Origin of the sequence: Paraburkholderia lacunae (assembly GCF_003353175.1) — a bacterium.
Taxonomy (GTDB): domain Bacteria; phylum Pseudomonadota; class Gammaproteobacteria; order Burkholderiales; family Burkholderiaceae; genus Paraburkholderia; species Paraburkholderia lacunae.
Window position 1 is genome coordinate 136,669 of the sequence record NZ_QHKS01000003.1, and the last position, 25,939, is coordinate 162,607.

Annotated in this window: 30 protein-coding genes and 1 tRNA gene; 18 read left to right on the forward strand and 13 right to left on the reverse strand. The window is 64.2% G+C overall.

Going from position 1 to position 25,939, the window contains the following annotated elements; genetic code table 11:
* The first annotated feature begins 35 nt into the window (after positions 1-35).
* From DLM46_RS05440 to lepB, 6 genes are all read left to right on the forward strand, one after another.
* Entirely contained in the window at positions 36-2,051 is a 2,016-nt protein-coding gene (locus tag DLM46_RS05440) for an alpha/beta hydrolase family protein (protein WP_115099751.1), read from the forward strand.
* A complete protein-coding gene (locus tag DLM46_RS05445; protein ID WP_115099752.1) occupies positions 2,048-2,887 on the forward strand; it encodes a class I SAM-dependent methyltransferase in 840 nt (279 codons plus the stop codon). Before DLM46_RS05440 ends, DLM46_RS05445 begins: the two co-directional genes overlap by 4 nt.
* 60 nt (positions 2,888-2,947) lie before the next feature.
* Complete coding sequence (locus DLM46_RS05450; protein WP_115099753.1) at positions 2,948-3,535, forward strand: flavin reductase family protein; 588 nt, start codon at positions 2,948-2,950, stop codon at positions 3,533-3,535.
* Between the two features lie 374 nt (positions 3,536-3,909).
* Positions 3,910-4,629: a FadR/GntR family transcriptional regulator gene (locus DLM46_RS05455; RefSeq protein ID WP_115099754.1), complete on the forward strand. Its 720-nt coding sequence runs from the start codon at positions 3,910-3,912 to the stop codon at positions 4,627-4,629.
* Between the two features lie 189 nt (positions 4,630-4,818).
* Complete coding sequence (locus DLM46_RS05460) at positions 4,819-5,808, forward strand: Gfo/Idh/MocA family protein (RefSeq protein ID WP_208866239.1); 990 nt, start codon at positions 4,819-4,821, stop codon at positions 5,806-5,808.
* A 361-nt stretch (positions 5,809-6,169) separates the two neighbouring features.
* Positions 6,170-6,868, forward strand: a complete 699-nt coding sequence (gene lepB / locus DLM46_RS05465) for a signal peptidase I (RefSeq protein ID WP_115099755.1) — start codon at positions 6,170-6,172, stop codon at positions 6,866-6,868.
* Between the two features lie 163 nt (positions 6,869-7,031).
* On the opposite strand, the gene DLM46_RS05470 is transcribed toward lepB, so the two are convergent.
* The 7 genes from DLM46_RS05470 to DLM46_RS05500 all read right to left on the reverse strand — a co-directional run bounded on the left by DLM46_RS05470 (position 7,032) and on the right by DLM46_RS05500 (position 12,717).
* Positions 7,032-7,691: an amino acid ABC transporter permease gene (locus DLM46_RS05470; protein WP_115099756.1), complete on the reverse strand. Its 660-nt coding sequence runs from the start codon at positions 7,689-7,691 to the stop codon at positions 7,032-7,034.
* 152 nt (positions 7,692-7,843) lie between these two features.
* Positions 7,844-8,641, reverse strand: coding sequence for a cystine ABC transporter substrate-binding protein (locus tag DLM46_RS05475; protein ID WP_115099757.1), 798 nt, complete (start codon positions 8,639-8,641; stop codon positions 7,844-7,846).
* Between the two features lie 183 nt (positions 8,642-8,824).
* The gene (locus DLM46_RS05480) at positions 8,825-9,847 is read right to left on the reverse strand and encodes a quinone-dependent dihydroorotate dehydrogenase (RefSeq protein WP_115099758.1); all 1,023 of its coding nucleotides are present in this window, start codon (positions 9,845-9,847) and stop codon (positions 8,825-8,827) included.
* 111 nt (positions 9,848-9,958) lie between these two features.
* Positions 9,959-10,780: an arginyltransferase gene (locus DLM46_RS05485; protein ID WP_115099759.1), complete on the reverse strand. Its 822-nt coding sequence runs from the start codon at positions 10,778-10,780 to the stop codon at positions 9,959-9,961.
* Between the two features lie 126 nt (positions 10,781-10,906).
* Positions 10,907-11,644: a leucyl/phenylalanyl-tRNA--protein transferase gene (gene aat / locus DLM46_RS05490; RefSeq protein ID WP_115099760.1), complete on the reverse strand. Its 738-nt coding sequence runs from the start codon at positions 11,642-11,644 to the stop codon at positions 10,907-10,909.
* A 9-nt stretch (positions 11,645-11,653) separates the two neighbouring features.
* Positions 11,654-12,199 (reverse strand): NUDIX hydrolase, encoded by a 546-nt coding sequence (locus DLM46_RS05495; protein ID WP_115099761.1) that lies wholly within the window; start codon positions 12,197-12,199, stop codon positions 11,654-11,656.
* Between the two features lie 441 nt (positions 12,200-12,640).
* Positions 12,641-12,717 (reverse strand) — tRNA-Met (locus tag DLM46_RS05500).
* A gap of 275 nt (positions 12,718-12,992) precedes the next feature.
* Between DLM46_RS05500 and DLM46_RS05505 the strand changes: the two genes are divergently transcribed.
* Positions 12,993-13,490, forward strand: a complete 498-nt coding sequence (locus tag DLM46_RS05505) for a heme-degrading domain-containing protein (protein WP_115099762.1) — start codon at positions 12,993-12,995, stop codon at positions 13,488-13,490.
* 10 nt (positions 13,491-13,500) lie between these two features.
* On the forward strand, positions 13,501-13,833 hold the full coding sequence (locus DLM46_RS05510) for a DMT family transporter (RefSeq protein ID WP_425273964.1): 333 nt from the start codon (positions 13,501-13,503) through the stop codon (positions 13,831-13,833).
* 54 nt (positions 13,834-13,887) lie between these two features.
* On the opposite strand, the gene DLM46_RS05515 is transcribed toward DLM46_RS05510, so the two are convergent.
* Together DLM46_RS05515 and DLM46_RS05520 are read right to left on the reverse strand one after the other, a co-directional pair.
* A complete protein-coding gene (locus DLM46_RS05515) occupies positions 13,888-14,277 on the reverse strand; it encodes a hypothetical protein (RefSeq protein WP_115099764.1) in 390 nt (129 codons plus the stop codon).
* A 71-nt stretch (positions 14,278-14,348) separates the two neighbouring features.
* Positions 14,349-14,546, reverse strand: coding sequence for a hypothetical protein (locus DLM46_RS05520; RefSeq protein ID WP_115099765.1), 198 nt, complete (start codon positions 14,544-14,546; stop codon positions 14,349-14,351).
* A 298-nt stretch (positions 14,547-14,844) separates the two neighbouring features.
* On the opposite strand from DLM46_RS05520, the gene DLM46_RS05525 reads away from it, so the two are divergent.
* A complete protein-coding gene (locus DLM46_RS05525; protein ID WP_115099766.1) occupies positions 14,845-15,129 on the forward strand; it encodes a DUF1488 family protein in 285 nt (94 codons plus the stop codon).
* Positions 15,130-15,270: 141 nt separating this feature from the next.
* On the opposite strand, the gene DLM46_RS05530 is transcribed toward DLM46_RS05525, so the two are convergent.
* Complete coding sequence (locus DLM46_RS05530; protein WP_115099767.1) at positions 15,271-16,269, reverse strand: NAD-dependent epimerase/dehydratase family protein; 999 nt, start codon at positions 16,267-16,269, stop codon at positions 15,271-15,273.
* A gap of 131 nt (positions 16,270-16,400) precedes the next feature.
* Here DLM46_RS05530 and DLM46_RS05535 point away from each other — a divergent pair, with 131 nt between their 5' ends.
* Both DLM46_RS05535 and DLM46_RS05540 read left to right on the forward strand, forming a co-directional pair.
* Positions 16,401-17,342, forward strand: coding sequence for a TetR/AcrR family transcriptional regulator (locus DLM46_RS05535; RefSeq protein ID WP_244305857.1), 942 nt, complete (start codon positions 16,401-16,403; stop codon positions 17,340-17,342).
* A 46-nt stretch (positions 17,343-17,388) separates the two neighbouring features.
* Complete coding sequence (locus DLM46_RS05540) at positions 17,389-18,519, forward strand: enoyl-CoA hydratase/isomerase family protein (RefSeq protein WP_115099768.1); 1,131 nt, start codon at positions 17,389-17,391, stop codon at positions 18,517-18,519.
* A gap of 126 nt (positions 18,520-18,645) precedes the next feature.
* Here the strand turns inward: DLM46_RS05540 and DLM46_RS05545 are convergent, their stop codons facing one another.
* Complete coding sequence (locus DLM46_RS05545) at positions 18,646-19,071, reverse strand: hypothetical protein (protein ID WP_115099769.1); 426 nt, start codon at positions 19,069-19,071, stop codon at positions 18,646-18,648.
* 559 nt (positions 19,072-19,630) lie between these two features.
* Here DLM46_RS05545 and ssuD point away from each other — a divergent pair.
* From ssuD to DLM46_RS05565, 4 genes are read left to right on the forward strand one after another with little or no spacing between them, the layout of a single operon-like run.
* Complete coding sequence (ssuD, locus tag DLM46_RS05550; RefSeq protein ID WP_115099993.1) at positions 19,631-20,791, forward strand: FMNH2-dependent alkanesulfonate monooxygenase; 1,161 nt, start codon at positions 19,631-19,633, stop codon at positions 20,789-20,791.
* A 56-nt stretch (positions 20,792-20,847) separates the two neighbouring features.
* Positions 20,848-21,678 carry an aliphatic sulfonate ABC transporter permease SsuC gene (gene ssuC / locus DLM46_RS05555; protein WP_115099770.1) on the forward strand — a complete coding sequence of 277 codons (831 nt, stop codon included), beginning with the start codon at positions 20,848-20,850 and terminating at the stop codon, positions 21,676-21,678.
* Positions 21,675-22,679, forward strand: a complete 1,005-nt coding sequence (locus DLM46_RS05560; RefSeq protein ID WP_115099771.1) for an ATP-binding cassette domain-containing protein — start codon at positions 21,675-21,677, stop codon at positions 22,677-22,679. Before ssuC ends, DLM46_RS05560 begins: the two co-directional genes overlap by 4 nt.
* Before the next feature lie 47 nt (positions 22,680-22,726).
* A complete protein-coding gene (locus tag DLM46_RS05565; protein ID WP_007182147.1) occupies positions 22,727-22,942 on the forward strand; it encodes a TOBE domain-containing protein in 216 nt (71 codons plus the stop codon).
* A 48-nt stretch (positions 22,943-22,990) separates the two neighbouring features.
* Here the strand turns inward: DLM46_RS05565 and DLM46_RS05570 are convergent, their stop codons facing one another.
* Complete coding sequence (locus DLM46_RS05570) at positions 22,991-23,257, reverse strand: hypothetical protein (protein ID WP_115099994.1); 267 nt, start codon at positions 23,255-23,257, stop codon at positions 22,991-22,993.
* 242 nt (positions 23,258-23,499) lie between these two features.
* Between DLM46_RS05570 and DLM46_RS05575 the strand changes: the two genes are divergently transcribed.
* Together DLM46_RS05575 and DLM46_RS05580 are read left to right on the forward strand one after the other, a co-directional pair.
* Entirely contained in the window at positions 23,500-23,697 is a 198-nt protein-coding gene (locus tag DLM46_RS05575) for a hypothetical protein (protein WP_115099772.1), read from the forward strand.
* Between the two features lie 101 nt (positions 23,698-23,798).
* Entirely contained in the window at positions 23,799-24,041 is a 243-nt protein-coding gene (locus DLM46_RS05580) for a hypothetical protein (RefSeq protein ID WP_115099773.1), read from the forward strand.
* A gap of 215 nt (positions 24,042-24,256) precedes the next feature.
* Here the strand turns inward: DLM46_RS05580 and DLM46_RS05585 are convergent, their stop codons facing one another.
* Positions 24,257-24,523: a hypothetical protein gene (locus tag DLM46_RS05585; RefSeq protein ID WP_115099774.1), complete on the reverse strand. Its 267-nt coding sequence runs from the start codon at positions 24,521-24,523 to the stop codon at positions 24,257-24,259.
* A 347-nt stretch (positions 24,524-24,870) separates the two neighbouring features.
* On the opposite strand from DLM46_RS05585, the gene dusA reads away from it, so the two are divergent.
* On the forward strand, positions 24,871-25,872 hold the full coding sequence (gene dusA / locus DLM46_RS05590; RefSeq protein WP_115099775.1) for a tRNA dihydrouridine(20/20a) synthase DusA: 1,002 nt from the start codon (positions 24,871-24,873) through the stop codon (positions 25,870-25,872).
* Positions 25,873-25,939 lie beyond the last annotated feature (67 nt).

Genomic DNA, 25,939 nt, shown 5'->3' on the forward strand with positions numbered 1-25,939 from the left:
GAGGCGCCGCACGCGGCCATCTGCGAAGGAAGACCATGAGATCTGTCGTCTTCGACGGCTGCTTTGGCTGGCTGCATCCCGCAGCGGGCGAGCGCGGTGTCGTGTTGTGCAATCCGTTCGGATATGACGCACTGTGTACGCATCGCGGCTGGCGCAAGCTCGCCGAACGCATCGCGGCAGCCGGCATGCCGGCGCTGCGTTTCGATTACCCAGGCGCGGGCGATTCGGCCGGCATGGAAGACGATCCCCAGCGTGTCGACGCGTGGCTCGACAGCATCGCCGCCGCAACCCGCCGCTTGCGCGAATGGACCGGCGCGACCAGCGTCTCGCTGGTGGGCCTGCGCCTCGGCGCGACGCTGGCGGCGCTGGCCGCGCAACGGCTCGGCGATATCGACGGACTGGCGTTGCTGGCGCCGCCGCTGACCGGCCGCAATTATCTGCGTGAGTTGCGCGCGCATCGGCAAAGCTGGCTCAGCACGCCCGCGGGCATGAACGCCGACCCGATCGCCGATCCCGACGCTTACGTCGAGGCGTTCGGCTTCGGCCTGCATGGCGGCGATATCGCGCGTATCGGCGCGCTGGATCTGCGCGCCGATACGACGCGGCCCGCGCGGCGCGTGCTGCTGCTCGATTCCAGCGACCACCGGCGCGGCGATGCGCTGGCCGGCCACTATGCGGGCCACGGCGTGCTCGTCGAGCGCGGCGCTTTTGACGAGTGCGATCGCTTCGTGATCGAAGCGTTATATAGCGAGGAGCCGGTCGCAGCGTTTTCGCGCGTCACGCAATGGCTGGCGGACGGCGCGGCCGGCGCCACCTGCAGCGCTCGCTCGAGCGCGACGACAGTGCAATCCGCTGCGACTGAACCGGTGCTTACGCTGGATAACGCCGTCGAGCGGCCGATCGTCCTCGGCAACTGCTTCGGCATTTACTGCGAACCGCTCGTCGCGCGCGGGGACCCGGGCGGTTCGACTCCGCCCGCGATGCTGTTCGTCAACACCGGCGCAAGCCACCACATCGGCGACGGACGCATCTTCGTGCTGTTCGCACGGCGGCTGGCGGAGCTCGGCATCGCGTCGCTGCGCATGGACCTGAGCGGACTCGGCGACGCCGCGCCGGCGGCCGCAGCCATCACGCTCGACACGATCTATTCCGAAACCGCGTGCAACGACGCGGCCGCGGGCGCCGACTGGCTGGTCGCGCAAGGCCATGCGCGCGTCGTCACGTTCGGCGTGTGCGGCGGCGCGTTCGTCGGCTTGCATGCGTGTGCGCGTCATCCCAACATCGTTGGCGGCTTCGGCGTGAATTTGCAGAAGTTCATCTGGGACGGCGCGGCCCGCGAACCGGGTGCGCAGCAGTTCGCTTCGTCGAAGGTCTACTGGCGTTCGGCGCTCACGCCGGCCAAATGGTCGCGCGCGCTGCTCGGGCGGAGTCGTCCGCTGCAAATCGCCGGCGTGCTCGGCAAGCGCCTCACGCGGCGCTGCTGGCTCGCCGCTGTCGGCTGGATCGAGCATCGCACCGGCTGGCCGCTGGCCCGCAATGAAGTACGCGACATCGTCCGCGCGCTGCACGCGAAGGGCGTGCAGATGCGGCTCGCTTACGGCGAGTTCGATGTCGGCCTCGACGAAGCGCGTGTGCAATTCGGCACAAGGCTCGGCGCCTTGTTGCGCTATCCGCGCGTGCGCGCGGTCACGCTGCCCAAACTCGATCACGCGTTGTTCACGCGCCCCGCGCGCGAAGCGGCGATGGCCGATGCCGAACAGTGGCTATTCGCCGAAGTAATGCGCGTGGGCGTTCCTGGCGCAGCTGCCACAGCTTCTGCAATCGCTTCAGTGGCTTCGGTGGCTTCAGTAGCTTCACTAGCTTCAGTAGCTTCAGTAGCTTCAGTGGTCCCGGTGGACCCGGTGGCTTCGGTGGCTTCGGTGCCTGCAACCGAGACCGCCTGCTCCGCGACGCCGGCGCATTTTCAGGATCCATCGGCCTGTGCGCCGGGCGGTGGAGCATCCGCTTCTCGAACTTCGGCGCACCCTCGCTTCGACGGAGTCCGCCCTTGAACCCACAGTCACAGTCCGAGTTGGACCGCATCAATCGCATCGCGTGGAATTCGCCGGACGCGACGCGCGAATTCACTGCGCAAAAGACTTTCTCCGACCTGGGCGAGCAGGCGGCTTTCGACTGGCTCGGACCGCGTTGCGCCGGTCAGCCGCTGCTCGACATCGGCATCGGCGCGGGCCGCACGATCCCGCTGATGACCGCCATCTCGGACGACTATACCGGCGTCGACTACACGCTGAAACTGCTGGAGCTGGCGAAGGAGCGCTTTCCCGAACGCGATTTGCGGCATATGGATGCGCGCGACATGTCGGAGCTGCCGTCCGCGCATTACGGCCTGGTCGAGTTCAGTTGGAATGGCATCGACTGCGTCGACTACGTCGATCGCGTGAAGATCCTCAAGGAGATGTATCGCGTGGTGCGGCCCGGCGGTTATGTGCTGTTTTCGACGCATAACCGTGGCGGCCCGGGCTATGGCGAGAACCTCCGGCAACTGCTGCCGGCGTTCACGTTCAATCCGCTCAAGCTCGGCTGGCGCACGCTGCGCTCGCTGCGGCGCCTCCAGCTCGGCACCTTGAACTATCTGCGCAACGCACGGCTGAATCACGACTACGGCAGCTACGCTGTGAACACCGCGGCAGCGCACAACTTCGGCATTGTGATCGTTTATACGACGCTCGCCGAACAGCGCCGGCAGCTCGCCGAGATCGGCTTTCAGCGCGATGTGGTGTTCGGCAGTTGCGACGGCGGCCGCATCCCGGACGATGTGCAAACCAGCAGCACGTGGTGGTTTCACTTTATCGCGCACAAACCGCTTGCCGCACGCTGCTTCGACTGATCGCCCGGATCAGGCCGACCAGCGCGCGGCCAATCGGATTGAAGACCAACGGGGACTTGGATGAACCGTATCGCTGAACCAGGCAACCCGCCAGGCAATCCGTCAGCCGTCACGCACCGGCTCGAAGGCGCGGCTGGCCGCGACGCGGTCGACCTCGACGCGGTCGGCCTCGACGAGCGTCGTCTTCGTCATGCGCTGGGGCGCTTCGCAACCGGCGTGGTGGTGATTTCGACCGGTAGCGGCGAGCGCCTGCACGCGATGACAGCCAACGCCTTCATGTCGGGTTCGCTCAAGCCGCCGCTGATCGTCGTGTCGATCGGGCATCGCGCGCGCATGCACGAGCGGCTGATGGAGAACGCGCTGTTCGGCGTCAGCGTGCTCTCCGACGCGCAGGAGCCGCACAGCCGGCACTTCGCCGGCGAGCCGCAGAGCTGGCTCGCGCCGCGTTTCGCGGCAGTCGACGGCTTGCCGGACGTTATGCTGCTCGACCACGCGGCGGCCCGCTTCGCCGCGCGGATCGTGGACCGTCACCCATGCGGGGATCACACGCTGTTCGTCGGCGAAGTGCTGGTGTTCTCGCTCGCCGAACACGCGCCGCTGATCTTCTTCGGCGGCCGTTACGTGTCGGTCGCGACGCACGCTTGCTGAGCGGATCGTTCCCCAGGGTTTCTGCCGGTTTGCCCGCGTTCTGAGCAACTTGCCTTGCGCGATGCTCTTTTCAGCCTCCGCAGGGTGCTGCCGGCCCGTTAATTCGTCTCACTACGTGCGTCTTCGCACGATGCAAATTTGGCAACGCAGGCACGCTTGTGACGCAAGCTTGTGGCCCGTCAAACCATGCCGCGTTACACGGAAGAAACAATTCTTCAGAGGGATAACCCTGTCAGGACGTTTCCCAACTGGCGCAACTGGTTTGAAGCTAGCAACGTATCGTAGATGATTCAGGATGCATATAAAAAACGACACACAAGGGCTGCTTGATCAACAGGCTACGCGGGGGCAAACACCGCTTCGGGGAGAGTGTCATGGAACAGGCAAACAAGGATCGATCGCTGGTGAGCAAAGTCATGGACGGGCTCGTCACGGGCATCGTCGAAGAAAAATACGGCGCGATCCTGCCACCGCAGGATGTGCTGTCGAAGGAGTTCGACGTCAGTCGGACCGTGATGCGCGAGGCGCTTTCGATGCTGCTCGCGCGCGACATGCTGGACGTGCGGCCGAAGATCGGCACGCGCATCCGGCCGATGAGCGATTGGCGCATGATCGACGAGGACGTCGTGAACTGGCGTTTTCGCGCGAAGCCCGATCCGCTGTTTCTGCGCGACGTGATCGAGTTTCGCATTCTGATCGAACCGCGCGCCTCGGCGCAGGCGGCCGCGCGCGGCAGTGCCGCCGACATCGCGGCGATTCGCGAGGCCTTCGAAGCGTTCCGTGTGATCCGCCCGGCGGAGCCCGGCTTTCAGGATGCCGACGAGCTGTTTCATACGCGCATCGTCGTCGCCAGCGGCAATCAGTTCTTCAAGCAGATGGCGGCGATCATTCGCGGCGCGCTGTCCACCGTCAACCCCATCGTCAATCAGAAGGAAGGTCTGTGGGAGAAGGCCATCGACACGCATCAACGCGTGGTCGAAGCGATCGAAAAGCGCGATCCGAAGGAAGCGGAACTCGCTTCGCTGGCGATGATCGACTACTCCACGGAAGAGCTCGGCAGTACCTTTGCATCGATACCTCCGGTACGCGGCTGAGCGTGGCCGCTGCGGCGGCGCCTCGGCCGCTGTCTGATCCGATTGCCTGCGCCGATTGCCTGCGGGACCGGCGGGACTGTGTGCCAGTAAAGGGCGGCGCGGCGGCATGTGTACGCACAAGCGTGTGGCATGCGCGACAATGGCGCCTGTTCTGAACTGCACGGACTCGAAGGCACGATGACAATCGCCATGGAACAAACCCCCGCGGGGAACGCCGTGATTCGCTGGGGGATCGTCGGGACGGGCCGCATCGCCCGTCGTTTCGCTCAAGGTCTTGCCCATGTACCGCAAGCGCAACTGACCGCGCTGTGGTCGCGGCGCGCCGGACCGGCCACCGCCTTCGCCGGGGAATTCGGCGGCGAGGTCTGCGCGAGTTTCGACGCGCTGCTCGCCAGCGGCATCGACGCACTCTATATCGCCACCGTCCAGGACAGCCACGCGGAGTATGCGATCGCCGCGCTGCAAGCCGGTCTGCACGTGCTGTGCGAAAAACCCGCGACCATCAATGCAGCGCAGCTCGAACGCGTGCTGAGCGCCGCGCGGGCCGCGCAAGGGCTCTTCATGGAGGCGATGAAGCCGCCGTTTTATCCGCTCTACAGAAAGTTGCGCGCGCACCTTGATGCCGAGCCGATCGGCGAGGTGGGTTTAGTGCGCGCCGGCTGTTCGGTGCCGGGCGTGCCGGACGATCATCCGGCGCTGTCGTTCGAGCATGCGGGTGGCGCGTTGCTCGATATCGGCGTCTACGAGATGTTTCTGGCGGTCGACTGGCTCGGCGCACCGCGCGACGTGCAGACCCTCGGACGGCTCGGGTCCACCGGCGTCGATACCTTCGCGAGCCTGAATAGCCAGCACGAGCGCGGCATCGCGCAGCTGTTTTGCGGCCTCGATCTGCACGGCAAGGGCGACGCGCTGCTGATGGCGAAGGGCGGCCACGTGACAATTCACGAACCGTGGTGGAACCCGTCGCGCGCGACGATCCGTTACGCCGACGGCCGCGTGGTCGAACTCGACGAGCCGTTCGAAGGCGGCGGTCTGAACTACGAGACCGCGCACTTTTGCGAACTGATTCGCGCCGGCCGCCTGGAAAGCCCGCTGATGCCGCACGCCACGTCGTTGCAGATGATCGCGATGGCCGACGCGGCGCGTGCGGCGTTGGGGCTTAGATTCGCTGGCGAATGATGCGGAGATGAGGGGCGTATGACGAGCAGCGCACGAGGAGCGCACGAGCAGCGGACGAGCAGCGGACGAGGAGCGCACGAGGAGCGCACGAGGAGCGCACGAGCAGCGGACGAGTAGCGGACGAGTAGCGCACGAGCAGCGGACGAGTAGCGCACGAGCGGCGCACGAGCAGCGCACGAACAGCGCACGAGCGGCGCGTGAGCAGCACGTGAGTAGCGCACGAGGGGCCGCCGAGTTGGCGGCATTGCGTCCAGTGGCAGTGGTACGATTTGCAGCCGCCATGCGGATTCGAACTCAACGTGCTTGCTCGAGCGCCCGCATGGCTGCAGCTTTCGAACACCTTCCACCGGAGCCGTCTTCAATGCGCATGTTTGGAAAATTTTGGCGCGACAACAAAAGCCTCGTCGCGTTTCTGTTCCTGATGGTGCTGTTCCGCAGTGCCGTGGCCGACTGGAACGTCGTGCCGAGTGGCTCGATGCTGCCGACGATCCGCGAAGGCGACCGGATCTTCGTCGACAAGATGGCCTACGATCTACGCGTACCGTTGACCCACATCGCGATCGCGCATCTGCACGATCCACAGCGCGGCGATATCGTCACGATCGATTCGTCGGCGGCGCATGAGCTGATCGTCAAGCGCCTGATCGGTTTGCCCGGCGACCGCGTCGCAATGCGCGACAACGTGCTGTACGTGAACGGCGTGCGGGCCGACTATCGGCCGCTGCAACTCAAGCCGCTGCCGGGCGATGCCGCGTCCCCCGGCGACTATCTGACCGAACGCTTCGACGGCGTCGCGCATTCGGTGCGGCTCTCGCCCGAAGCGCCGAGTCCGCGCAACTCGTTCGGGCCGGTGGTGGTGCCGCAAGGCGAGTATCTGATGCTCGGCGACAATCGCGACGACAGCGCCGACTCGCGCTACTTCGGCTTCTTTCCGCGCAAGGAATTGATGGGCCGCACGCGTCACGTCGCGTTTTCGCTCGACCCGGATCACTTCTACCTGCCGCGTTTCGAACGCTTCGGCGCGTCGCTGGACGCTGCGTCGTCCGTCGCCAGCCGGTAAGTCAGCCGTAAGGCCAGCCGGTAAGCCGGCCGTTGGGCCAGCCTTTGGGCCAGGCCGGTAAGCCGGCCGTTGGGCCAGCCGTTGGGCTAGCCGGTAAGCCGGCCGTCAAGCCGTTCAACAAGCCAGCCGTCAAGCCAGCCAACAAGCGGCGAGAAATGGGTGCTCAGTGCCGCGACGGCAGCGCAAGGCGCCGTTCGTACCAGCGCTGCACCCACTCCAGAGCCTGGCACAGCACCCAGTAGACCGCGGCTGCCGCGAGATACAGCGGCAGCGGCTGATAGGTCGAAGCGATGACCTCCTGCGCGCTGCGCAGCAGCTCGGTCACGGTGATCACCGACACCAGCGAGGTATCCTTGATCAGGCTGATCAAGCTGTTCGACAGGCTCGGCACGGCGATGCGCAAGGCCTGCGGCGCGATCACGTAGCGCAGCGTCTGCCGCCGCGACAGGCCGAGGCTGTAAGCGGCCAGCCACTGGCCCTTGTGAATGCCGAGAATCGCGCCGCGCATGCTTTCCGACAGATACGCCGCCACGTTCGCCGACAACGCGATCACGCCGGCCGGCGTCGGATCGAGCGAGATGCCGAGGCTCGGCAAACCGTAATAGATCACGAAGATCTGCACCAGCAGCGGCGTGCCGCGGAACACGCTCACATAGACGCGCGCGCTCCAGTTCAGCACGCGGCTGTGGCTGATGCCCATCACCGCGAGCACGGCGGCGGCGACGAGGCCGAAGATCATCGACAGAACCGCGAACTTGACCGTCAGGACGGCGCCCTGGGCGAGCACAGGCAGCGATTGGACGAGCAGGGAAGTGGTGGACATGAGCGGTGGCGAAGGTCGGATTGGCGCGGCAAAGCGCACATCATAAACTTTGGCGGAAGAGGCGAATGCCCCCGGCTGGACCTGACGGGAACGATCAAAAAGCGAAGGGCGGCATCATTGACGATGCCGCCCTTCGTTTCATCAAACGCGCTTTACCTGATCGGTTTGCTGACGTCGATGCCGAACCATTTGTCCGAGATCTTCGTGAACGTGCCGTCCGCTTCGAGCTGGGTCATCGCGTCGTCGATCGCCTTGGCGAACTTCGGATTGCCCTTTTTGAACGGAATGCCCGACGGGTTGCCCGCGCCGACATTGGCGCCCGTGCGCAGCGGCAACTGCGAGTTCTTCATCAGATACGCGAGCATCAGGCGGTCGTTGAGCGCCGCGTCCAGCCGGCCGGTGGCCAGGTCGCGCAGATACTCGGGCGCGCCCGGATACGTTTTCACGTCGATGCCCGGCACCGACTTCGCCATGTCCATGTAGTTCGTGCCGAGACCGACGCCGAGCTTCTTGCCCTTCAGATCGTCGAGCGACTCGAACTGGCGCGTGTCGTCCTTACGCTGGATCAGCTGCGCGGCCGAGTACGTATAAGCCGGCGAGAAGTCGAGCGCCTGCTTGCGGGCGTCCGTGATGCCGACCTGGTTGACAATCACGTCGAACTTGCCCGCCTGCAGACCGGCAATGATGCCGCTCCATTCGGTCGTGACGAATTCCGGCTTCACGCCGAGTTTCGCGGCGACGGCTCTCGCGACGTCGACGTCATAGCCGACCAGTTCGCCCGACGGCGCTTTCGAGTTGAACGGCGGGAAGGTGCCTTCGAGACCGACGCGCAGCGTGCCGCGTTGCTTGACCTGGTCGAGCAGGTCGTCCGCGTGGGCGGCGCTCACCGCGGTGAGCGCCGCGCCGATCAGGCCGGCTATGACGATCTTCTTCAGCAAGCCAGATTTCATCGTGTTCCTTTTATTCGAGTGGCGTTTTAACAGACAAAAGCATAACAAAGCAGGCTATCGAAACCTAAATACCGTTTGTTTATGTCTATATTACGGTCGCGGTCGCGGTCGCGGTCGTGGACATTGACATCGACATGGACATGGACATGGACGCGGGTCATGGACATGGACGCAAAGCGGGCGTTAGCGCAGCGCTCGTGCGCATTCGGCCACCAGCGCCGGTCCGCGATAGATGAAGCCGGTGTAGAGCTGCACCAGCGAGGCGCCGGCGGCCAGCTTGGCGCGCGCATCGTCGCCCGAGAAAATCCCGCCCACGCCGATGATCGGCACCGTTTCGCCGACTTCCGCGCGCAGCTTGCGGATCACTTCGTTGGACGCGTCGAACACCGGCTTGCCCGACAGGCCGCCGGCTTCGTCGCCGTACTGCATGCCGGCGACGGCGCTGCGCGACAGCGTGGTGTTGGTGGCGATCACGCCTTCGAACTGGTGGCGCAGGAGCGTATCGGCGATCGATTTGATCTGCTCGTCGTCGAGGTCCGGCGCGATCTTCAGCGCGAGCGGCACCAGCTTGCCGTGCAGGTCGGCGAGGCGCTGCTGCTTGTCTTTCAGCGCGGCGAGCAGCGCGTCGAGTTCGCCCGCGCCTTGCAGCTGGCGCAGATTCTTCGTATTCGGCGACGAGATGTTGACCGTCACATAGCTGGCGAACGGGTACACGCGTTCGAGGCAGTACAGGTAGTCTTCGGCGGCCCGCTCGATCGGCGTATCGGCGTTCTTGCCGATATTCAGTCCGAGGATGCCGCGATAGCGCGCGGCCTGCACGTTCTTGACGAACTGGTCGACGCCCGCGTTGTTGAAGCCCATCCGGTTGATCACGGCGCCCGCCTGCGGCAGACGGAACATGCGCGGCTTCGGATTGCCCGGCTGCGCACGCGGCGTGACCGTGCCCACTTCGATGAAACCGAAGCCGAGCGCGGCGAGGCCGTCGATGCAGGCGCCGTCCTTATCGAGGCCCGCGGCGAGGCCGACCGGGTTGCGGAACGTCAGCCCCATCACGGTGCGCGGCGCGTCCGGCACGTGCGGCGCGAGCGTGCCCGCGAGGCCGGCGCGCCCGGCGGCGCCGAGCAGGCGCAAGGTGAGGTGGTGAGCGTCTTCCGCGTCCATGCGAAAGAGTTGGGCGCGTACGAGCGGATAGAGGGAACTGAACACAGGACGAAGCCGGGCGGCCGGAAAATGGGAACCCGCTATTTTACCGGCTTTGAGACACGAATGAGACTCACGGGCGGGTGGGCGGAGATCGATCCCTGCCGCCGGCTGCCATTACGGCCGAAACGATCCGCGCTTGCCGTGGATCGCCAGGTCGACCGGCGGCAGATCGACGCTCGCCGGATCGAGCACCTTCCAGGCGCCGTCGAGCAAGCCTTCGAGCGGGCGGAAATTCGCCTTGTACGCCATCTTCGGACTCTCGCGAATCCAGTAGCCGAGGTACACGTACGGCAGCTTGAGGCTGCGTGCCTGCTCGATTTGCCAGTAGATGTTGTAGGTGCCGAAGCTGCTGTGCGGCAGATCCGGCTCAAAGAACGTGTACACCGACGAGAGCCCGTCGCCGAGGATGTCGATCATGCTGATCATGCGCAGGATGCCCGGCGCTTCGGGATGATCCGGCAGCGGTTCGCGAAACTCGACGAGCCGCGAGTTGATCCGGCTTTGCAGCAGGAACTGTTCGTATTGATCGCGGCTGTCGCGGTCCATGCCGCCGCCCGCATGCCGTGCCGACTGGTAGCGCATATAAAGCGCGTAGTGCTCTTCGTCGTAATGGAGCGGCGCCACCGTGGCGACCAGCTCGCCGTGCTTTTTCCAGACGCGCCGCTGCGTGCGGTTCGGCTCGAACTGATCGACCGGCACACGCACCGGCACGCACGCGCGGCAACCGTCGCAATACGGACGATAGGTGAACACGCCCGAACGCCGGAAGCCCGCCTTGACGAGATCGGTGTAAACGTCGGAGTTGATCAGATGACTGGGAGTGGCGACTTGCGAGCGCGCGATGCGTCCATCCAGATAACTGCAGGGATAGGGCGCCGTTGCATAAAATTGCAGCGCGGAAAGCGGGGAAAGAGGCAGCTCGTTGGGATGAGTCACGTTGGCAGCTCTCGAAGCATCTCTGGTAATGCAAACCCGGCGTGCCTCGCGGCTCGTGACCCGCGGTTCGGTAGGCAGCGGATCCGGATTCGGCCTGATTCTTCCTGATATGTCCTGGTTCGTCAGTTACGCCGCCGGCGCGACTACATCGAGCAACACGGTCTTGTCGAAGCGCCAAGGAATCGGTGCTGCGTCGACAGACGCGCGAACATGCGCGATGAACGCTTTGCGCGCTATCTCGCGACCGCCCAGCGACGCCAGATGCGACGTGTTCTGCTGGCAGTCTATCATTTCTATTTCGTGACGGCGCAAGTGTCCGACCAGTGCGGCAAGCGCCATTTTCGACGCGTCGGTGACGTCGGCGAACATCGATTCGCCGAAGAACATCCGCCCGAACGACACGCCATATAAGCCGCCCACGCGCTTGCCCTCGAACCAGGTTTCGATGCTGTGCGCGTCGCCCATCCGGTGCAGCGACGAATAGGCCTCGACGACGTCCGCGGTGATCCACGTGCCGCGCTGAGCGCGCCGCGGCGCCTGCGCACAGGCGCGCATCACGGCGGCGAAATCGTGGTCGACGCGAATTTCCCACGCGTCGTCACGCAGCGCGCGCTTCAGCGTTTTGCGCAGCGACGGCGATACTTTGAACTCGGCGGGGCACAGGATCATGCGCGGGTCGGGACTCCACCACAACACCGGCTGGCCGTCCGAATACCACGGGAAGATGCCGCGCCGATAGGCGTCGATCAGACGCGACGGCAGCAGATCGCCGCTCGCGGCGAGCAGACCGGGCGCGCCGCTCGTCGCGCCGAGCGCGCGCTCGACGGACGGAAACGGATCGTCAGGCCCAAGCCAGGGAACCATGCGCGCCGCTCAACCTTCGCGCAGCGAGCGGAAGATGTCGCCCGTGTGCAGACCGAAGCTGCCGGCGGCGCGGTCGGCGAAGAAAAAGCGCAGGGTTTGGCCGACCGTCGGAAAGGCGATCTCGTCCCACGGAACTTCGTGTTCCTCGAAGAGCTTGACCTCGAGACTCTCCTCGCCGGCGGCGATGTCGAGATCGAGCAGGCGCGCCATGTAGAACAGATGCACCTGATGCACGTGCGGCACGTTCAGCAGCGAGAACAGATTTTGCACCTCGACGCGGGCGCCGGCTTCTTCCAGCGTCTCGCGCGAGGCCGCTTCAGCCGTCGTTTCGCCCATTTCCATGAAGCCTGCAGGCAGCGTCCAGTAGCCGTAGCGCGGTTCGATCGCGCGACGGCACAGCAGCACTTTGTCGTCCCAGACCGGGACGGTGCCGACCACGTTGCGCGGATTCTGATAGTGCACCGTGCCGCAACTGCCGCATACGAAGCGCTCGCGGTTGTCGCCCGGCGGAATGCTCAGGCTGACGCCGTGGCCGCAGACAGAACAGAATTTCATAGGAAGGGGACGAGAAAGGGTGATAGGAGTTTATCACTGGGGCGGGGGTTTCAGAGGTCCGGCAGCGGCGCTGCGCGGATGGTGGCGAGCAGCGGACGGCGTGCCCGGCTGACGCGACGTGCGCCCCCGCGCGTCCCGATAGCCGCGAGCGAAACGCATATCTTGTTTGGACTACAGACAAACGGAGAGGAGGGTGTCGATGGGATTGATCGTCTATCGTGCAGACCGCCGCCGCTCTGTGCGACTCGCCGTGTCGAAGAGTTTGCCTGGCGAGTTTGCCAGACCTCTGCCAGGCGAGTGAGTGTGCCAAGTCCTTGCGATCCGGCTGACAGCGCAAGGATAGAACGAAGGCGCGACGGAAAACAAAAAAGGCCTGCCGGTTGGGCAAGCCTTTGATGTTGGTATCGACGTTTGCTAGCTGATAACTTCACTTCAGCTGTTTGGTTGCGGGGGTAGGATTTGAACCTACGACCTTCGGGTTATGAGCCCGACGAGCTGCCAGACTGCTCCACCCCGCGTCCGTCGAAGAAAAGATTATAGAACAAAGCGGATGCTGGTGCAATAGCTATTTAAGAAGGGAGACTTCAATCGACGCAAAGCGATCAACGCTAACCAGTCGACGCAATGCCTCGTGCCCGGCCCCGAAGTCGCGGCGCGCATGGCCGTCGTCGTATGCGGGAAGGCCATCATGAAGCGCTGCGCTAGAATTCAGGTTCGCTTCGCGGCGCCGTTCGTTTGCAGTGCGGTTATGTAGTACGGCGCGCGCTTCACCTCTTACCTTGCTCTGAACCCCATGGATATCGCTCACGATCTGCAGTCGATTGCCGCGCAGGAAAAAACGCTGGTATTCCCTCAATTCGATGCCGACCGCGCGTGGCAGGTCGGTGCATATCTGCATGAGATCGCCAAGGCGCGTGGTATCGCGGTGGCGATCGATGTACGTACTTTCGGCTTGCCGCTCTTCTTCAGCGCACTCGACGGCGCGACGCCGGACAATGTCGATTGGGTTCGCCGCAAGAGCAACACGGTCGCGCACTTCCGGCGCAGTTCGTACGCGATCGGTCTGAAGATGCAGCAGGCAGGCAGCACGCTCGCGGAGAAATACGGCCTGCCGGCCACGGAATACGCGTCGCATGGCGGCGCGTTTCCATTGACGGTGGCGGGCGCCGGCGTGATCGGCTCGATCACCGTCTCAGGCTTGCCGCAGCGCGCCGATCACGAACTGGTGGTGGAAGCCCTGTGCGCACAGCTCGGCCACGATTACAGCAAACTCGCGCTTGCAAAGGCCTAAGGCGATGCGAGTGCCTCCTTATGCATTGCTCGCCATTGCCATCGTTGCCGAAGTGATTGCGACCTCCGCGATGCGGGCGTCGGAAGGATTTTCGCGGCTGCTGCCCGCGGCGGTGGTGGTGCTCGGCTATGGCGTCGCGTTCTATTGCCTGTCGCTCACGCTCAAGAGCATTCCGGTCGGCATTGTGTACGCGATCTGGTCCGGCGCCGGCATCGTGCTGATTACGCTGGTCGCGGTCGTGCTGTACCGGCAGGTGCCCGACGTGCCGGCCGTCATCGGGCTCGGGCTGATCGTTGCGGGGGTCGCCGTGTTGAACATGTATTCGAAGATGGAGGCGCACTGAGTGCAGCTCGCGCGCATGGCACGCTTGCACGTGCTTGCACTTGTTACTTAAGCGTCATTTGCAGCGCACGATCATCGAACGGTTTTTTACGTTGGCCGATACGACGTTCGTGATGCTGCCGCCCGCCGTGCCGCCTTCATCGCTGTCTTTCGAAACGATGTCGTAGCCGGTGGCGCCGCATGCTTTGCCTGCTTGCACGTAGCACGAGGCCCAACTGGAGGCGGCGTCGGCGCCGCTGCAGTTCACCGCGAAGCCGGTCTGGCCGTTCGGCAGATTGATCAGCGAAGCCGTGTTCGATGATGCGCAGCCGCCAAGCCCGGCGCTCAGCAGTACCGCGGCGGGCAGGGCGGCGGACAGGCACACGAGGCGCGACGCGAGACGTGCCAGGGCAGCGCGGCGGGGGCGGAAGCGGCCGGAGCGGCGCAGGTGTGTCATGAAATGCATCGTGATTGTTTCCTTTCAAATGGACATCTGGGGCCGGTGATGGCTCGCCACGTGCGGCGAGGGCCGTGTCCTCACAGCCCGCCCGTCTCGATCGTGATACCCGCCGCGCCGACTATCCGGCGGCTTTCCGCGCCGCTTTCGGTGGCTGCGTCTTCCCAGATGCTGATGGCTTTCGGAATGTCGATGCCGTGGTTTTCGGCGTAAGCAAACCATTTGTTTGCCGCATCCGGTTCAGGCACTTCGTGGCTTTGCAGAAAATATTTTCCCATATCGCGCTCGCTGGACTCGAATTTGCGCCGGTACACACTGTGTCGACGATCCTGTTCGACCGAGGCGAGCGCTACAAGTGCGGCGCGCCGTTGCGATCGACATCGATCCGCGCGCAGTACTTATCGGCGCGCGACGCGCCTGACGAGTCTATTGCGAGCGTACGCGCGCGACACGAAGGAGGGCAACTCGGGAAACTGGACCGCGGTCCGGCCGCACGAGTACCATATCGGCGTTGTCCGAGGCCGGCCTGTATGCGCCGGCGTCCGTCTTCTGCCGGATACTTCTGATGAGGCGGCCATGGAAATTCGGTTTCCCGCGGATGCGCCCGCTTACCGCGACTCCAATCTGACTGTTGTGTTTCCCGCGCTGGTGGATGGCGAACCGGTGCCGTGCGCGATCTCGGTCGAAGCGCTCGAAGATCACTTCGGCGCATTCAGCGAGGATCTGGAAGGCTGGATGCGCGCGTTCGACGCCGGGCGTCCGCACATCGAGGCCGTCGCACGCGAACATTTGCAGATCAGCAATGGCACGCCTGTGCTGCTCAAGAGCGGCCACTTTCCGCCTGGCAACGTCGCCGGCTGACACATTGGTACACACCGCTTCGCTCGCAAGACTCGGTCGCGGCTTGAGCGGCTCAAGCGGCACATTGGCACAAGCGGCACAAGCGGCACAAGCGGCACAAGCGGCACAAGCGGCACAAGCGGCACAAGCGGCACAATTGGCTCAAGCGGGTCCCGCAGATGTCCGGCCTGTCGCCGCGCCGGCCGAGGCCGCTTCGCGCGCTGCGGCGAATGACTGCCGGATACCGTCTTCGTACGAGGTTTTGCCGAGCGGTCCGATCAGCGTACTCAAGGCCGTGTCGTCAAGCACCACGGGCTCCGTCATCAGGTAATTCATCTCCACCAGTTCCCGCATCAGCGGGTTGAACAGGCCGAGCACGCGCAACATCGTCTTGCCGGCCACCGTCAACCTGGGCTCGCGTCCCGCCAGCGCATACGCCTGTCTGGCCACTTCGCGCTGCGTGATCGTGCCGGCGCCGGCCAGGTGCCACCAGCGGCCATAGGCTTCGGGTGCGCGCGTGAGTTTCTCGACTACCGGCCCGATATCCGGCAGGTAAATGAACTCGTGCGGCACATCCACCGGGCCAATCATCTGCGCGCGCTTGTCGTGCGCGGCGCCTTCGAACACACCATTCAGCAGACTGCGTTCGATCCCCGGACCGTAGAAATCGGGCAGGCGCAAGACCAATGTCGACAGACCGTGGCGGCCGTGCGCCGCCAGCACCAGATTTTCCTGTGCGAGCCGCATCTTGCCCTTGAAGGTATGCGGCTCGCGCGGATGATTTTCGGTGATCGGGTTGCCGTGCGCGCGGCCGTACGGATACACCGTGCCGATCAGAATGAAGCGTTCGACACCTGCTGCCGTCACGCCGGCGAGGGTCTTTTCCACCAGCGGCGGGTGCGCGGCGAATTGATCGTAGGGCACACCAACCAGATAGATGACTGTCTGCAAACCGGCTGCGGCTGCAGCGATCGAGGTCGCATCGTCCGGATTCCAGGTGACGATTTCCGCGCGCGGGTCGTGGCCGAACGCGGCCTCGAGCGCTTTGCGCGAGCGGCCGACCACCCGATAGTCCCGACCCGCCGCGCTCAGCGCCGTCGCAATGCATTGACCGGCCGCGCCCGCGGCGCCGAATAATCCAACTTTTCCCGTGACTTGCATGACGACTCCTTGCGACGGCGCCAACGCGCCGGATAGACCTGACTGATGCAGAGATATTTTATGAACACCGTTCAGTGAACGGTGTTCAGTTTAATTTGACTTTTCAGTTTGTCAACACGAAAATGATCGTCATGGGAATCGCCGAACGAAAAAACCGTCAGAAACAGGCGCTGCGCGAGCGCATCCTCGATGCGGCGCGGCGCATTGTCATGCGTGAAGGCTTCGCCGCGTTGTCGATGCGCAAGATCGCCGACGCGATCGAATATTCGCCTGCCACGCTGTATCTCCATTTCGCGAGCCGCGACGAGATCGCTCATGCGTTGTGCGCGGAAGGCTATGCACAATTGCTCGAGACCTTCGTGCCGCTTGTGCAGATCGCCGATCCGGCTGAGCGGCTCAAGGCGCTCGGGCGCGCTTATGTGGCGTTCGGCGTTGCGCATCCGGAAACCTACCGGCTGATCTTCATGGAAGATCCGAGTTACACCGGTGCCGCGCTCGGCAGCGCTGCCGCGTCGGCTGCATCGCGTGCGGCGGCCGACATGCCGCCGGCGCAAGAGAGCGGTGCGCCACTCGAGGCGGAAGAGGACCCCGGCGACGCCGCGTTGCGCATCATGATCGGCGCGCTCGAAGAGTTGAAAGCGGCGCGGCGCCTGCCGGTAACGGTAGACGTGGCGGTATGGGCCGAGGCTTTCTGGGCGACCATGCACGGCATCGTCGCGCTCAATCTCACGTGCCCGGTTTTTCCGGGCGCGCCACTTGAAACGGTGGTGAGCGTCGCGCTCGACGCGTGGCTCGGTGCGCGGCCTTCCGAGGAGTCGCCGGCAGAGTCGCAGGCGCCAGCGCAGCGGCGAACCATCGCCAAAACCCCGCGTGTCCGCAAGCAGCCCCCCGAGGCGCGTACCGACGAATTACGCGCCGAACCTGACACCAAAGCAGACACCGAACCTGACACAAAAGCAGACACCGAACCTGACACCGAAGCAGGCACCGAAGCAGGCACCGACGCAGGCACCGAAGCAGACACCAAATCGCCCAAACGGCCACCGGCCAAGCCCAAAGCGGCGAGCGCGTGATAACGTTCAGTTCCGGCTCACTTCGCGCCAGCGCGCTTCGCTCCCTATGTCCATTTCCGCCTCGCCCGCCCTCAGCGACGAAGTCGCGACTTACGTAGCCAATCGCATCGGTTTTATCGAACTGGAGCGTCCGAAGGCGCTCAACGCGCTGTCGACCGGCATGATTTGCGCGATGCATGCGGCGCTCGATCAATGGCGTGAAGACCCCGACGTGCTCGCGGTAGTGGTGCGCAGCCAGCATCCGCGCGCGTTCTGTGCGGGCGGCGACATCCGCTTTCTGTACGAATCGGCGCAGCGCGGCGAACGTGACGTGCGCGATACGTTTTTCAGCGAGGAGTACCGGCTCAATCACGCGATTTTTACGTATCCGAAGCCGTATATCGCGTTGACGAACGGCGTGGTGATGGGCGGTGGCGTGGGGATTTCGCAGGGCGCGCATCGCACCGGCGGTCTGCGTGTGGTCACGAACTCGACGAAGATGGCGATGCCGGAGACGCGCATCGGACTCTTTCCCGACGTCGGCGCGAGCTGGTTTCTGTCGCGCACGCCGGGCGCGCTCGGCCGCTATCTGGCGGTCACCGGCGAGACGATCGGCGCGGCCGATGCGCTCTACGCAGGTCTCGCCGACGTGTATATCGACGACGCGGCGCTGCCCGCGCTAGTGGATACGCTGCGCGGCGAATTGTTCGAACGCGGTGCCGACGTGGTGGCCTGCATCGAGCGCGAGGCCGGCGCGCATCAGGTCGTGCCGGATCCCGAGGCGTCGCCGCTTGCGGCTGCACGTCCGCTGATCGACCGGCATTTCGCGCTGCCCGATGTCGCGCGGATACTCGCGTCGCTCGAGCAGGAGACCGATGGCGATGCCGCCGAATGGGCCGAGCAGACCGTCGGCGTGTTGCGTGAGCGTTCGCCGTTGTCGATGGCGGTGTCGCTGGAAGTGGTGACGCGCGCCGAAGGTTCGATGGCGGACGTGTTGCGCACCGATCTCGACCTGACGCGCACGTGCTTTGAGCGGGGCGACGTGATCGAAGGGATTCGCGCGCGCATCATCGATAAGGACAATGCGCCGCGCTGGCGTTTCGCGCGCATCGAAGACGTGAGCGCCGCCGACACGGCACGGATGTTCGAAAGCCCGTGGCAGGCAAGCGAACATCCGCTGCGCGATCTGCACGGCTAAGCGGAAGTGCACGGCTAAGCGGAAGTCGATACGGCAGTAAAGATGATGCCGACGCAAGCACCGGCATCATCTTCCTGGTGGGCGTCGGGACGCCCAACTCTCGCTCAGTTCGCTCTCAGTTCCCGCTCAGTTCTCTTCCTCGCTCGCCATGAACGCGCGCATGAATACCAGCGCGCCCCAGCCCCACATTGCATTCGCCGCGAAACCCACCGCGAGCCGTGGGAGCATGTTGCCGCTCGGCCAGATGCCGCGCAACGGATCGACTACGAACACGCTCGCCGCCGTCAATACGATGCCGCCGAACACGAAGGCGGGCACCCACGGCGCGCTGCGTTCGGGCGCAACCCGCAAGAGCCACGCCATCAGGATCGCCCAGAACGCGCTCCAGATCGCGTTTGCAATGAACTCGGGGAGCCCGAGCGGCAAAAACGGCGCGGTCGAAAAACCGGTCGGGTCGATCAGGCCGGCCGCGTGCAGCAGCGCAAGGGTGGATTCGTGAAAGAACAGCGAAGCCAGAAAACCGGCGATGAACGGAAGGATGAGTTTTTGCATGCATTGCACCGCGAGAGCACAGGCGGCGCGGTTTGCGCGGCCTGCGCCGGATTATTGGAAACGTGCGCCATTATATATAGGGCCACTCCTTTTTCACGCGTGTGCCACAGCGTGCGCAACGTGTGCCAGCCGTATGCTTTAGCGTCAGGCTAATGACGAAAGTGGAAAACTTAAGCTAAAAAAAATCGTTCAAAAGCCACGGTCCGATCCATAGACTGTTTCTCCATGCAGACGGCTTTGCCGCCGTCGCCCATTTAATCGAGCGCATGGCGCGCACGTTTGGTCGAGGGAAGCCGTTGCGATGTCCTGCCTGATACCGATCTTCACCCGCCCCGCAGCGCACGCGCGCCGGCGGTTGCGTTGCTGGAACCAGACCGCGAGACAGCGTTAAAGCGCGCTGAACCGAGTTTTTTCGCCCCCCTTTGCGATGCAGCGTCCGGCCGCGCGCCGGTTGAATGCGCGCGGCCAGCGTGTGCGCCGGCACGCGACGCGCTGTCGCTACACGCCGTCGTTACACGCGTCTCCATTCCATCCCGTTTCGAACAAGCAGGAGCAGCAAATGAATGTGTTCTGGTTCATTCCGACTCACGGCGACAGCCGCTATCTCGGTACGTCCCAAGGCGCACGCGCAGCCGACTACGACTACTTCCAGCAGATCGCCGTCGCCGCCGATACGCTCGGCTACGAGGGCGTGCTGCTGCCGACCGGCCGTTCGTGCGAGGACGCGTGGGTGGTCGCGTCGAGCCTGATCGCCGCGACCCGACGCCTGAAGTTTCTGGTGGCGATCCGCCCAGGCATTTCGTCGCCGGGTCTCGCGGCGCGCATGGCGGCCACCTTCGACCGTCTGTCGAACGGACGTCTGCTGATCAACGTGGTGACCGGCGGCGACGCGGCCGAACTGGAAGGCGACGGCGTGTTCGTCGACCACGACGCGCGCTACGAAGTCACCGACGAGTTCCTGCACATCTGGCGCAAGCTGCTCGAGGCGTCGCACACCAACGACTCGATCGACTTCACCGGCAAGCATCTGAGCTCGAAGGGCGGCAAGGCGCTCTATCCGCCGGTACAGAACCCGCATCCGCCGCTGTGGTTCGGCGGTTCGTCGCCGGCTGCGCACGACATGGCGGGCGAGCACATCGACACGTATCTGACGTGGGGCGAGCCGCCCGCAGCCGTTGCGAAGAAGATCGCCGACATTCGCGCGCGTGCCGAAGCGCATGGCCGCACCATCAGGTTCGGCATCCGCCTGCACGTGATCGTGCGCGAAACCGAAGAAGAAGCATGGGCCGCCGCCGACAAGCTGATCAGCAAGCTCGACGACGAAACCATTTCCCGCGCGCAGGCTTCGTTCTCGAAGATGGATTCCGAAGGACAGCGCCGCATGGCCGCGCTGCATGGCGGCAAGCGCGGCGGCCGCGCGGAGCTGGAGGTGTATCCGAATCTGTGGGCGGGCGTGGGCCTCGTGCGCGGCGGCGCGGGCACGGCGCTGGTCGGCAATCCGGAGCAGGTTGCGGCGCGCATGAAGGAGTACGGCGACCTTGGCATCGATACTTTCATTCTGTCCGGCTATCCGCATCTCGAAGAGTCGTATCGCTTTGCCGAGCTGGTGTTTCCGCTGCTGCCGGGCCGTCGGAGCAAAGTCGCCGACGGCCCGCTGTCGGGTCCGTTCGGCGAGATCGTCGGCAACAACTATCTGCCGAAGGCGGCGAGTTCGAGCTGAGCGCGTTCGCCGCCTCCGGCAGCGATGCTAATCGATAAGCAATGAGGAAAACAGGCATGGCTCAAACCACTGTCAATGCTGGACGACGCGCAGGCGGGGCGCTTGACGTGTTGCGCAGCGTCGGCGCGCATCTCGCGCCGTGGCTCGCGCCGCTCGCGATTCTGCTGGCGTGGGAAATCGCGGCGCGCAGCGGCGTTCTGTCGACGCGCGTTTTGCCCGAACCGCTTGCCGTCGTGAAGGCTGCGTGGTCGCTGATCCAGTCCGGCGAAATGTGGGGGGACGTGAAGGTCAGCACGTGGCGCGCGGTGTCGGGCTTTGCGATCGGCGGCGGCATCGGCCTCGTGCTCGGTCTCGCCACGGGCCTGTTCAGGCCGGCTGAAGTCGCGCTCGATTCGACCGTGCAAATGATCCGCAACATTCCCGCGCTGGCGATGATTCCACTCGTGATCCTTTGGTTCGGTATCGAGGAAGGAGCGAAGGTGTTTCTCGTCGCGCTGGGCGTGTTTTTCCCGGTGTACGTGAACACTTTTCACGGCATCCGCTCGGTCGACGCGAATCTGATCGAAATGGCGCGCAGTTATGGCGTGAAGGGTTTCGCACTTTACCGGCATGTGATCCTGCCGGGCGCGTTGCCGTCGATTCTGGTGGGCGTGCGTTTCGCGTTCGGGCTGATGTGGGTCACGCTGATCGTCGCTGAAACTATTTCGGCGCAGTCGGGCATCGGCTACATGACGATGAACGCGCGCGAATTCCTGCAAACCGATGTGGTGGTGGTCGGCATCCTGCTGTACGCGGCGCTCGGCAAGCTCGCCGACTTGCTCGCGAAGAGCCTCGAGCGCGTATCGCTGCGCTGGCATCCGGCCTATCAACGAGGAGCGAAAGCATGAGCGCAACGACATGGTCAGCGTCGTTCGGCGGCATCGCGGGAAGTGATCTCGAAGCCGAACTGGCGCAACCGCGCATCGCGGATCGCGACGCGGGCGAAGCGCCCGCACTCGATCGCGCGCATCCGGCGCACGACGTCGACGGGCCGGGTGTGTTGCCGTTGGCGGGCGCGTCGGCGCGCAACGACAACGATGCACGCCGCCCCGCCGATCATGCGGTCGAGCTGCGGGGTGTCGGCAAGCAGTATGGCGGGCGCACGGTACTGTCCGAGTTCAATCTGTCGATCGAGCGGGGCAGTTTCGTGGCGATCGTCGGGCGCAGCGGCTGCGGGAAATCCACCTTGCTGCGGCTCGTCGCCGGTCTGGAAAATACCACCTCGGGTGTGCTCGAAAAGCGCGCCGAAGACGGCCGGACGCTCGACACCCGCATCATGTTTCAGGACGCCCGCCTCTTGCCCTGGAAGAGCGTGCTGCAAAACGTGATGCTCGGCCTTGGCCGCAGCGCGCGTGACGATGCGCGCGCCGTGCTCGCCGAGGTCGGCTTGCTGGAGCGCGCCAACGACTGGCCCGCGCGGCTGTCCGGCGGTCAGCGACAGCGCGTTGCGTTGGCGCGGGCGCTCGTGCATCGGCCGCAACTGCTGCTGCTGGACGAACCGCTCGGTGCGCTCGACGCGTTGACGCGCATCGAAATGCACGCGCTGATCGAACGGCTATGGCGCGAGCATCGATTCACCGCGCTGCTGGTGACGCATGACGTGCATGAGGCGGTGGCCTTGGGCGACCGGATTGTGCTGATCGAAGAAGGACGCATCGCGCTCGATCAGCCGGTGCCGCTCGCGCGGCCGCGGGCGCGCGCATCGGCCGGTTTCGCCGCGCTGGAAGAGCATGTGTTGCAACGCGTACTGAAGACGGCGCCGAACGACGACCCGCTATCTCATCGCGCTTACGACGCACGTGACGAGGGTCGCCTCACGCGCCCGACAGACGTCCGCTGGGCCGTCTGACATCCCTTGACTGATGGTTTTCAGTCGATTTTCTGGAGTCACTCGATATGAGCATTTCCGCTATCAACGTACGTAATCAGTTCAAAGGCAAGGTCAAGGAAATCATCCGCGGACCGGTGGTGTCCGAAGTCGATGTGGATACGCCGTTCGGTATCGTCACCTCGGTGATCACCACGCGCTCGGTCGACGAACTCGAATTGAAGGTCGGCTCGGAAGTGGTCGCGCTGGTCAAGTCGACGGAGGTGTCGATCGCGCGGTTGTAAGCCGCGCGAGGTTCCGTATTGCCGATGCCGTCGCCGCGCATGCCGGCACTATTTCGCGTTGGCGCTGCTGGCGGGCGGTTCGTGCATCAATTTGTCGTTAGTCGGTTTGCGCGGGCGTTTGATCGGCATGTTGTCCGGATTGTCCGGATTGCTCGAGCCGCCCGCGCCCGGCGCCGCCTTCGGCGGCTTCACCATCGATGTGCCGCTATCCTGCAGTGCCGGTTTGGTCGTTTGCGCGAGCGCGGCTGCGGCGAGCGCGCCGAATGCCGCGAGCGCGACGCCTGCTGTTCGCGCGGTCAAATTGCTTTGTCTCATTTGATCCTCCTTGGCGGTGTCCGCTTGCCGGGTTTCACCATTTTTTTGTCGCGTTTTCATTGTATTTTCGCTGCGTCTTCGTCGCCATGACGCTCGAGCGCGTAGACCCGCCGCTGCGCGGAAAATTCGCCCGTGCGCGCCGATTTCCGCTACCTGGCGCTTACCCGCACTGCCTCGACGCGCCCCTGCGCAAGCACAGGAAACTTGCTAGGATGAATTGAGCGTTACGGACGGAGGCGGCCATGTCGAAGTCATTGAGTCCTGAAGCGGTCGAAGCATTGCGGCGTCTGAACGAGGTCGGCACCGGACAGCCTGCGCCGAGGCTCGAGCAGACCGTCGCGGCCGAGTTGCTGGCAGGCGGCCTCGCCGCCGAAGCCGGCGACGGTGATGTCGAGATCACCTGCAGCGGCCGGCAGTATCTTTCGGGCGATTGCGATTGATCGTTCGGCGAGTGCTGGGCGAGGTGCATGTGCGAGCCGCATGACGGCCCGCCGATCGAGCATCGCCGCATGCGCGCTGGAACTTCACCACGGAGGCGAACATGAAGCCGAAAGGCCTCGACATGGGCGACTACGAGGAGCGCTATCAGGACTACGACATCGAGGTCGCGGTCGAGCAGGTGCTCACTGGCGTCAAAGCGCATTTTCGCGTGCTGCGGGGTGAGGCCGTGGTGGTCGACTGGCAGCTCGTGCATATCGACACGTTATGGCCCACCGAGCATGGCGCGGCCGAGGTGGCGTTTCGGGCGGCGCGTGAAGCGATCGACGACGGGCTGACTGCCTAGTGGGCGGCTGAGCGGGATGTCAATGAGCTAGTGGGCCCTTCGTGGGGGCCTCGTTGAACTGCTGGATGACGCCGAGCGGCGAGCGCAAAAGCCCGTTAAGCGATGCAAATGACTTACGCGACGTAAACGCGACTGGGCGCCGGCATTGACTACTTCATGCGCGGCGCCCAGTTCAGCTGCTGTCCGTTACGGACAGCAGGTCCAACCCCGACGATTTAGTGGCCGAAGAAAACCGATTGCGGACCCGAAACCGGTTCACGCGTACCCGATTGCGACGACACGTTCTGCACGCCGCCGTAGGCGTTCGATTCGGCTTGGGCGCGTTCAGCGGCCACGGTTTGCGCGTTCTGGCCTTGTTGCGAAGCCGGTGCGCCGACCGACGGACGATACGACGGTGCCGGGCCGTAGCCGCTAGCAAAAGCGGGGGCGGCGATCGAGGCGGAAGCAGCAATCAGCAGGGCGGCGATAAGCTTGGTCTTCATGGTATGACTCCAATAACGTTCGACTTCGGTTCTGGAAGGCGTCGCAGGGTCCGATGAGGTGTGTCTGCAACGTCGATGGAAGGCAGTGTATACCCCTACTATCGAAAATTTGTGCCGATAATCTGAAATTACTATTCCCTGTGCTGAAACAATCTGTCAGAGGCATATAAGACAAGGCTGGGCCGCGTTCCGACCCCGGCAACCAAGCGTTTCTGGTCCGAAAGACCTGCTCGGCAGGGCGGTTATGCGCGGTCCTGGAATGAAGATCGATGCTTTGGCTCGCTCATTCAGGGCATGTGTCCACTTGCGGTAAAATTGCGCTTTGATTTACGCCGTCTGGCCGCCCCATGTCTTTAGCTCAAACTCCCAGTCCGCGCCGCGTATCGGTGGCGCCGATGATGGACTGGACCGATCGCCACTGCCGTTCGCTGCATCGTTTGATATCGCGTCATACGTGGCTCTACACGGAGATGGTGACCACCGGCGCGCTATTGCATGGCGACGTGCCACGCCATCTGGCGTTTACGCCCGCGGAGGCGCCGGTCGCGTTGCAGCTTGGCGGAAGCGAGCCCGATGACCTCGCGCGCTCGGCGAAACTCGGCGAGCAGTGGGGCTATGACGAGATCAATCTGAACTGCGGCTGTCCTTCCGAACGCGTGCAACGCGGTGCTTTCGGTGCTTGTCTGATGAACGAGCCGCAACTCGTCGCCGATTGTGTGAAGGCAATGCGCGACGCAGTGTCGGTACCGGTGACGGTCAAGCATCGGATCGGTGTCGATGCGGTCGAGGAATATGACTTCGTGCGCGATTTCGTCGGCACGATTGCGGACGCCGGCTGCAACGTGTTCGTCGTGCACGCGCGCAATGCGATTCTCAAGGGCTTGAGCCCGAAAGAGAACCGCGAGATTCCGCCGCTCAAGTATGAGTATGCGTATCAGTTGAAGCGCGACTTTCCGCATCTGGAGATCATCATCAACGGCGGTATCAAGTCGCTCGATGAAGTGCAGACGCACCTTCGACACGTCGATGGTGTGATGCTCGGGCGCGAGGCGTATCACAACCCCTACGTGCTGGCTGAGGTGGACGCGCGCTTCTATGGTTCGGCGGATGCGCCGCTCACGCGCGAGCAGGTCGAAGCAAAGCTGATCGCATATTGCGCGGCGGAAATGGCACGGGGCACGTACCTCGGCGCGATCACGCGCCATGCGTTGGGTCTGTATCGGGGCGAGGCCGGCGCGCGTGGGTGGCGCCGTGTGTTGTCCGATAGCAAGCGTCTCGCGGCGCGCGATCTGAGCATCTTCGACGAAGCAAGACAGCATCTGCGCGAGCCCGTCGAAATTTTTGAATAAAGGACTAGGCAAACGAGATTCTTGTTCGTATAATCTCGTTCTTCATTGATGAGCCGGATTTCTCGGC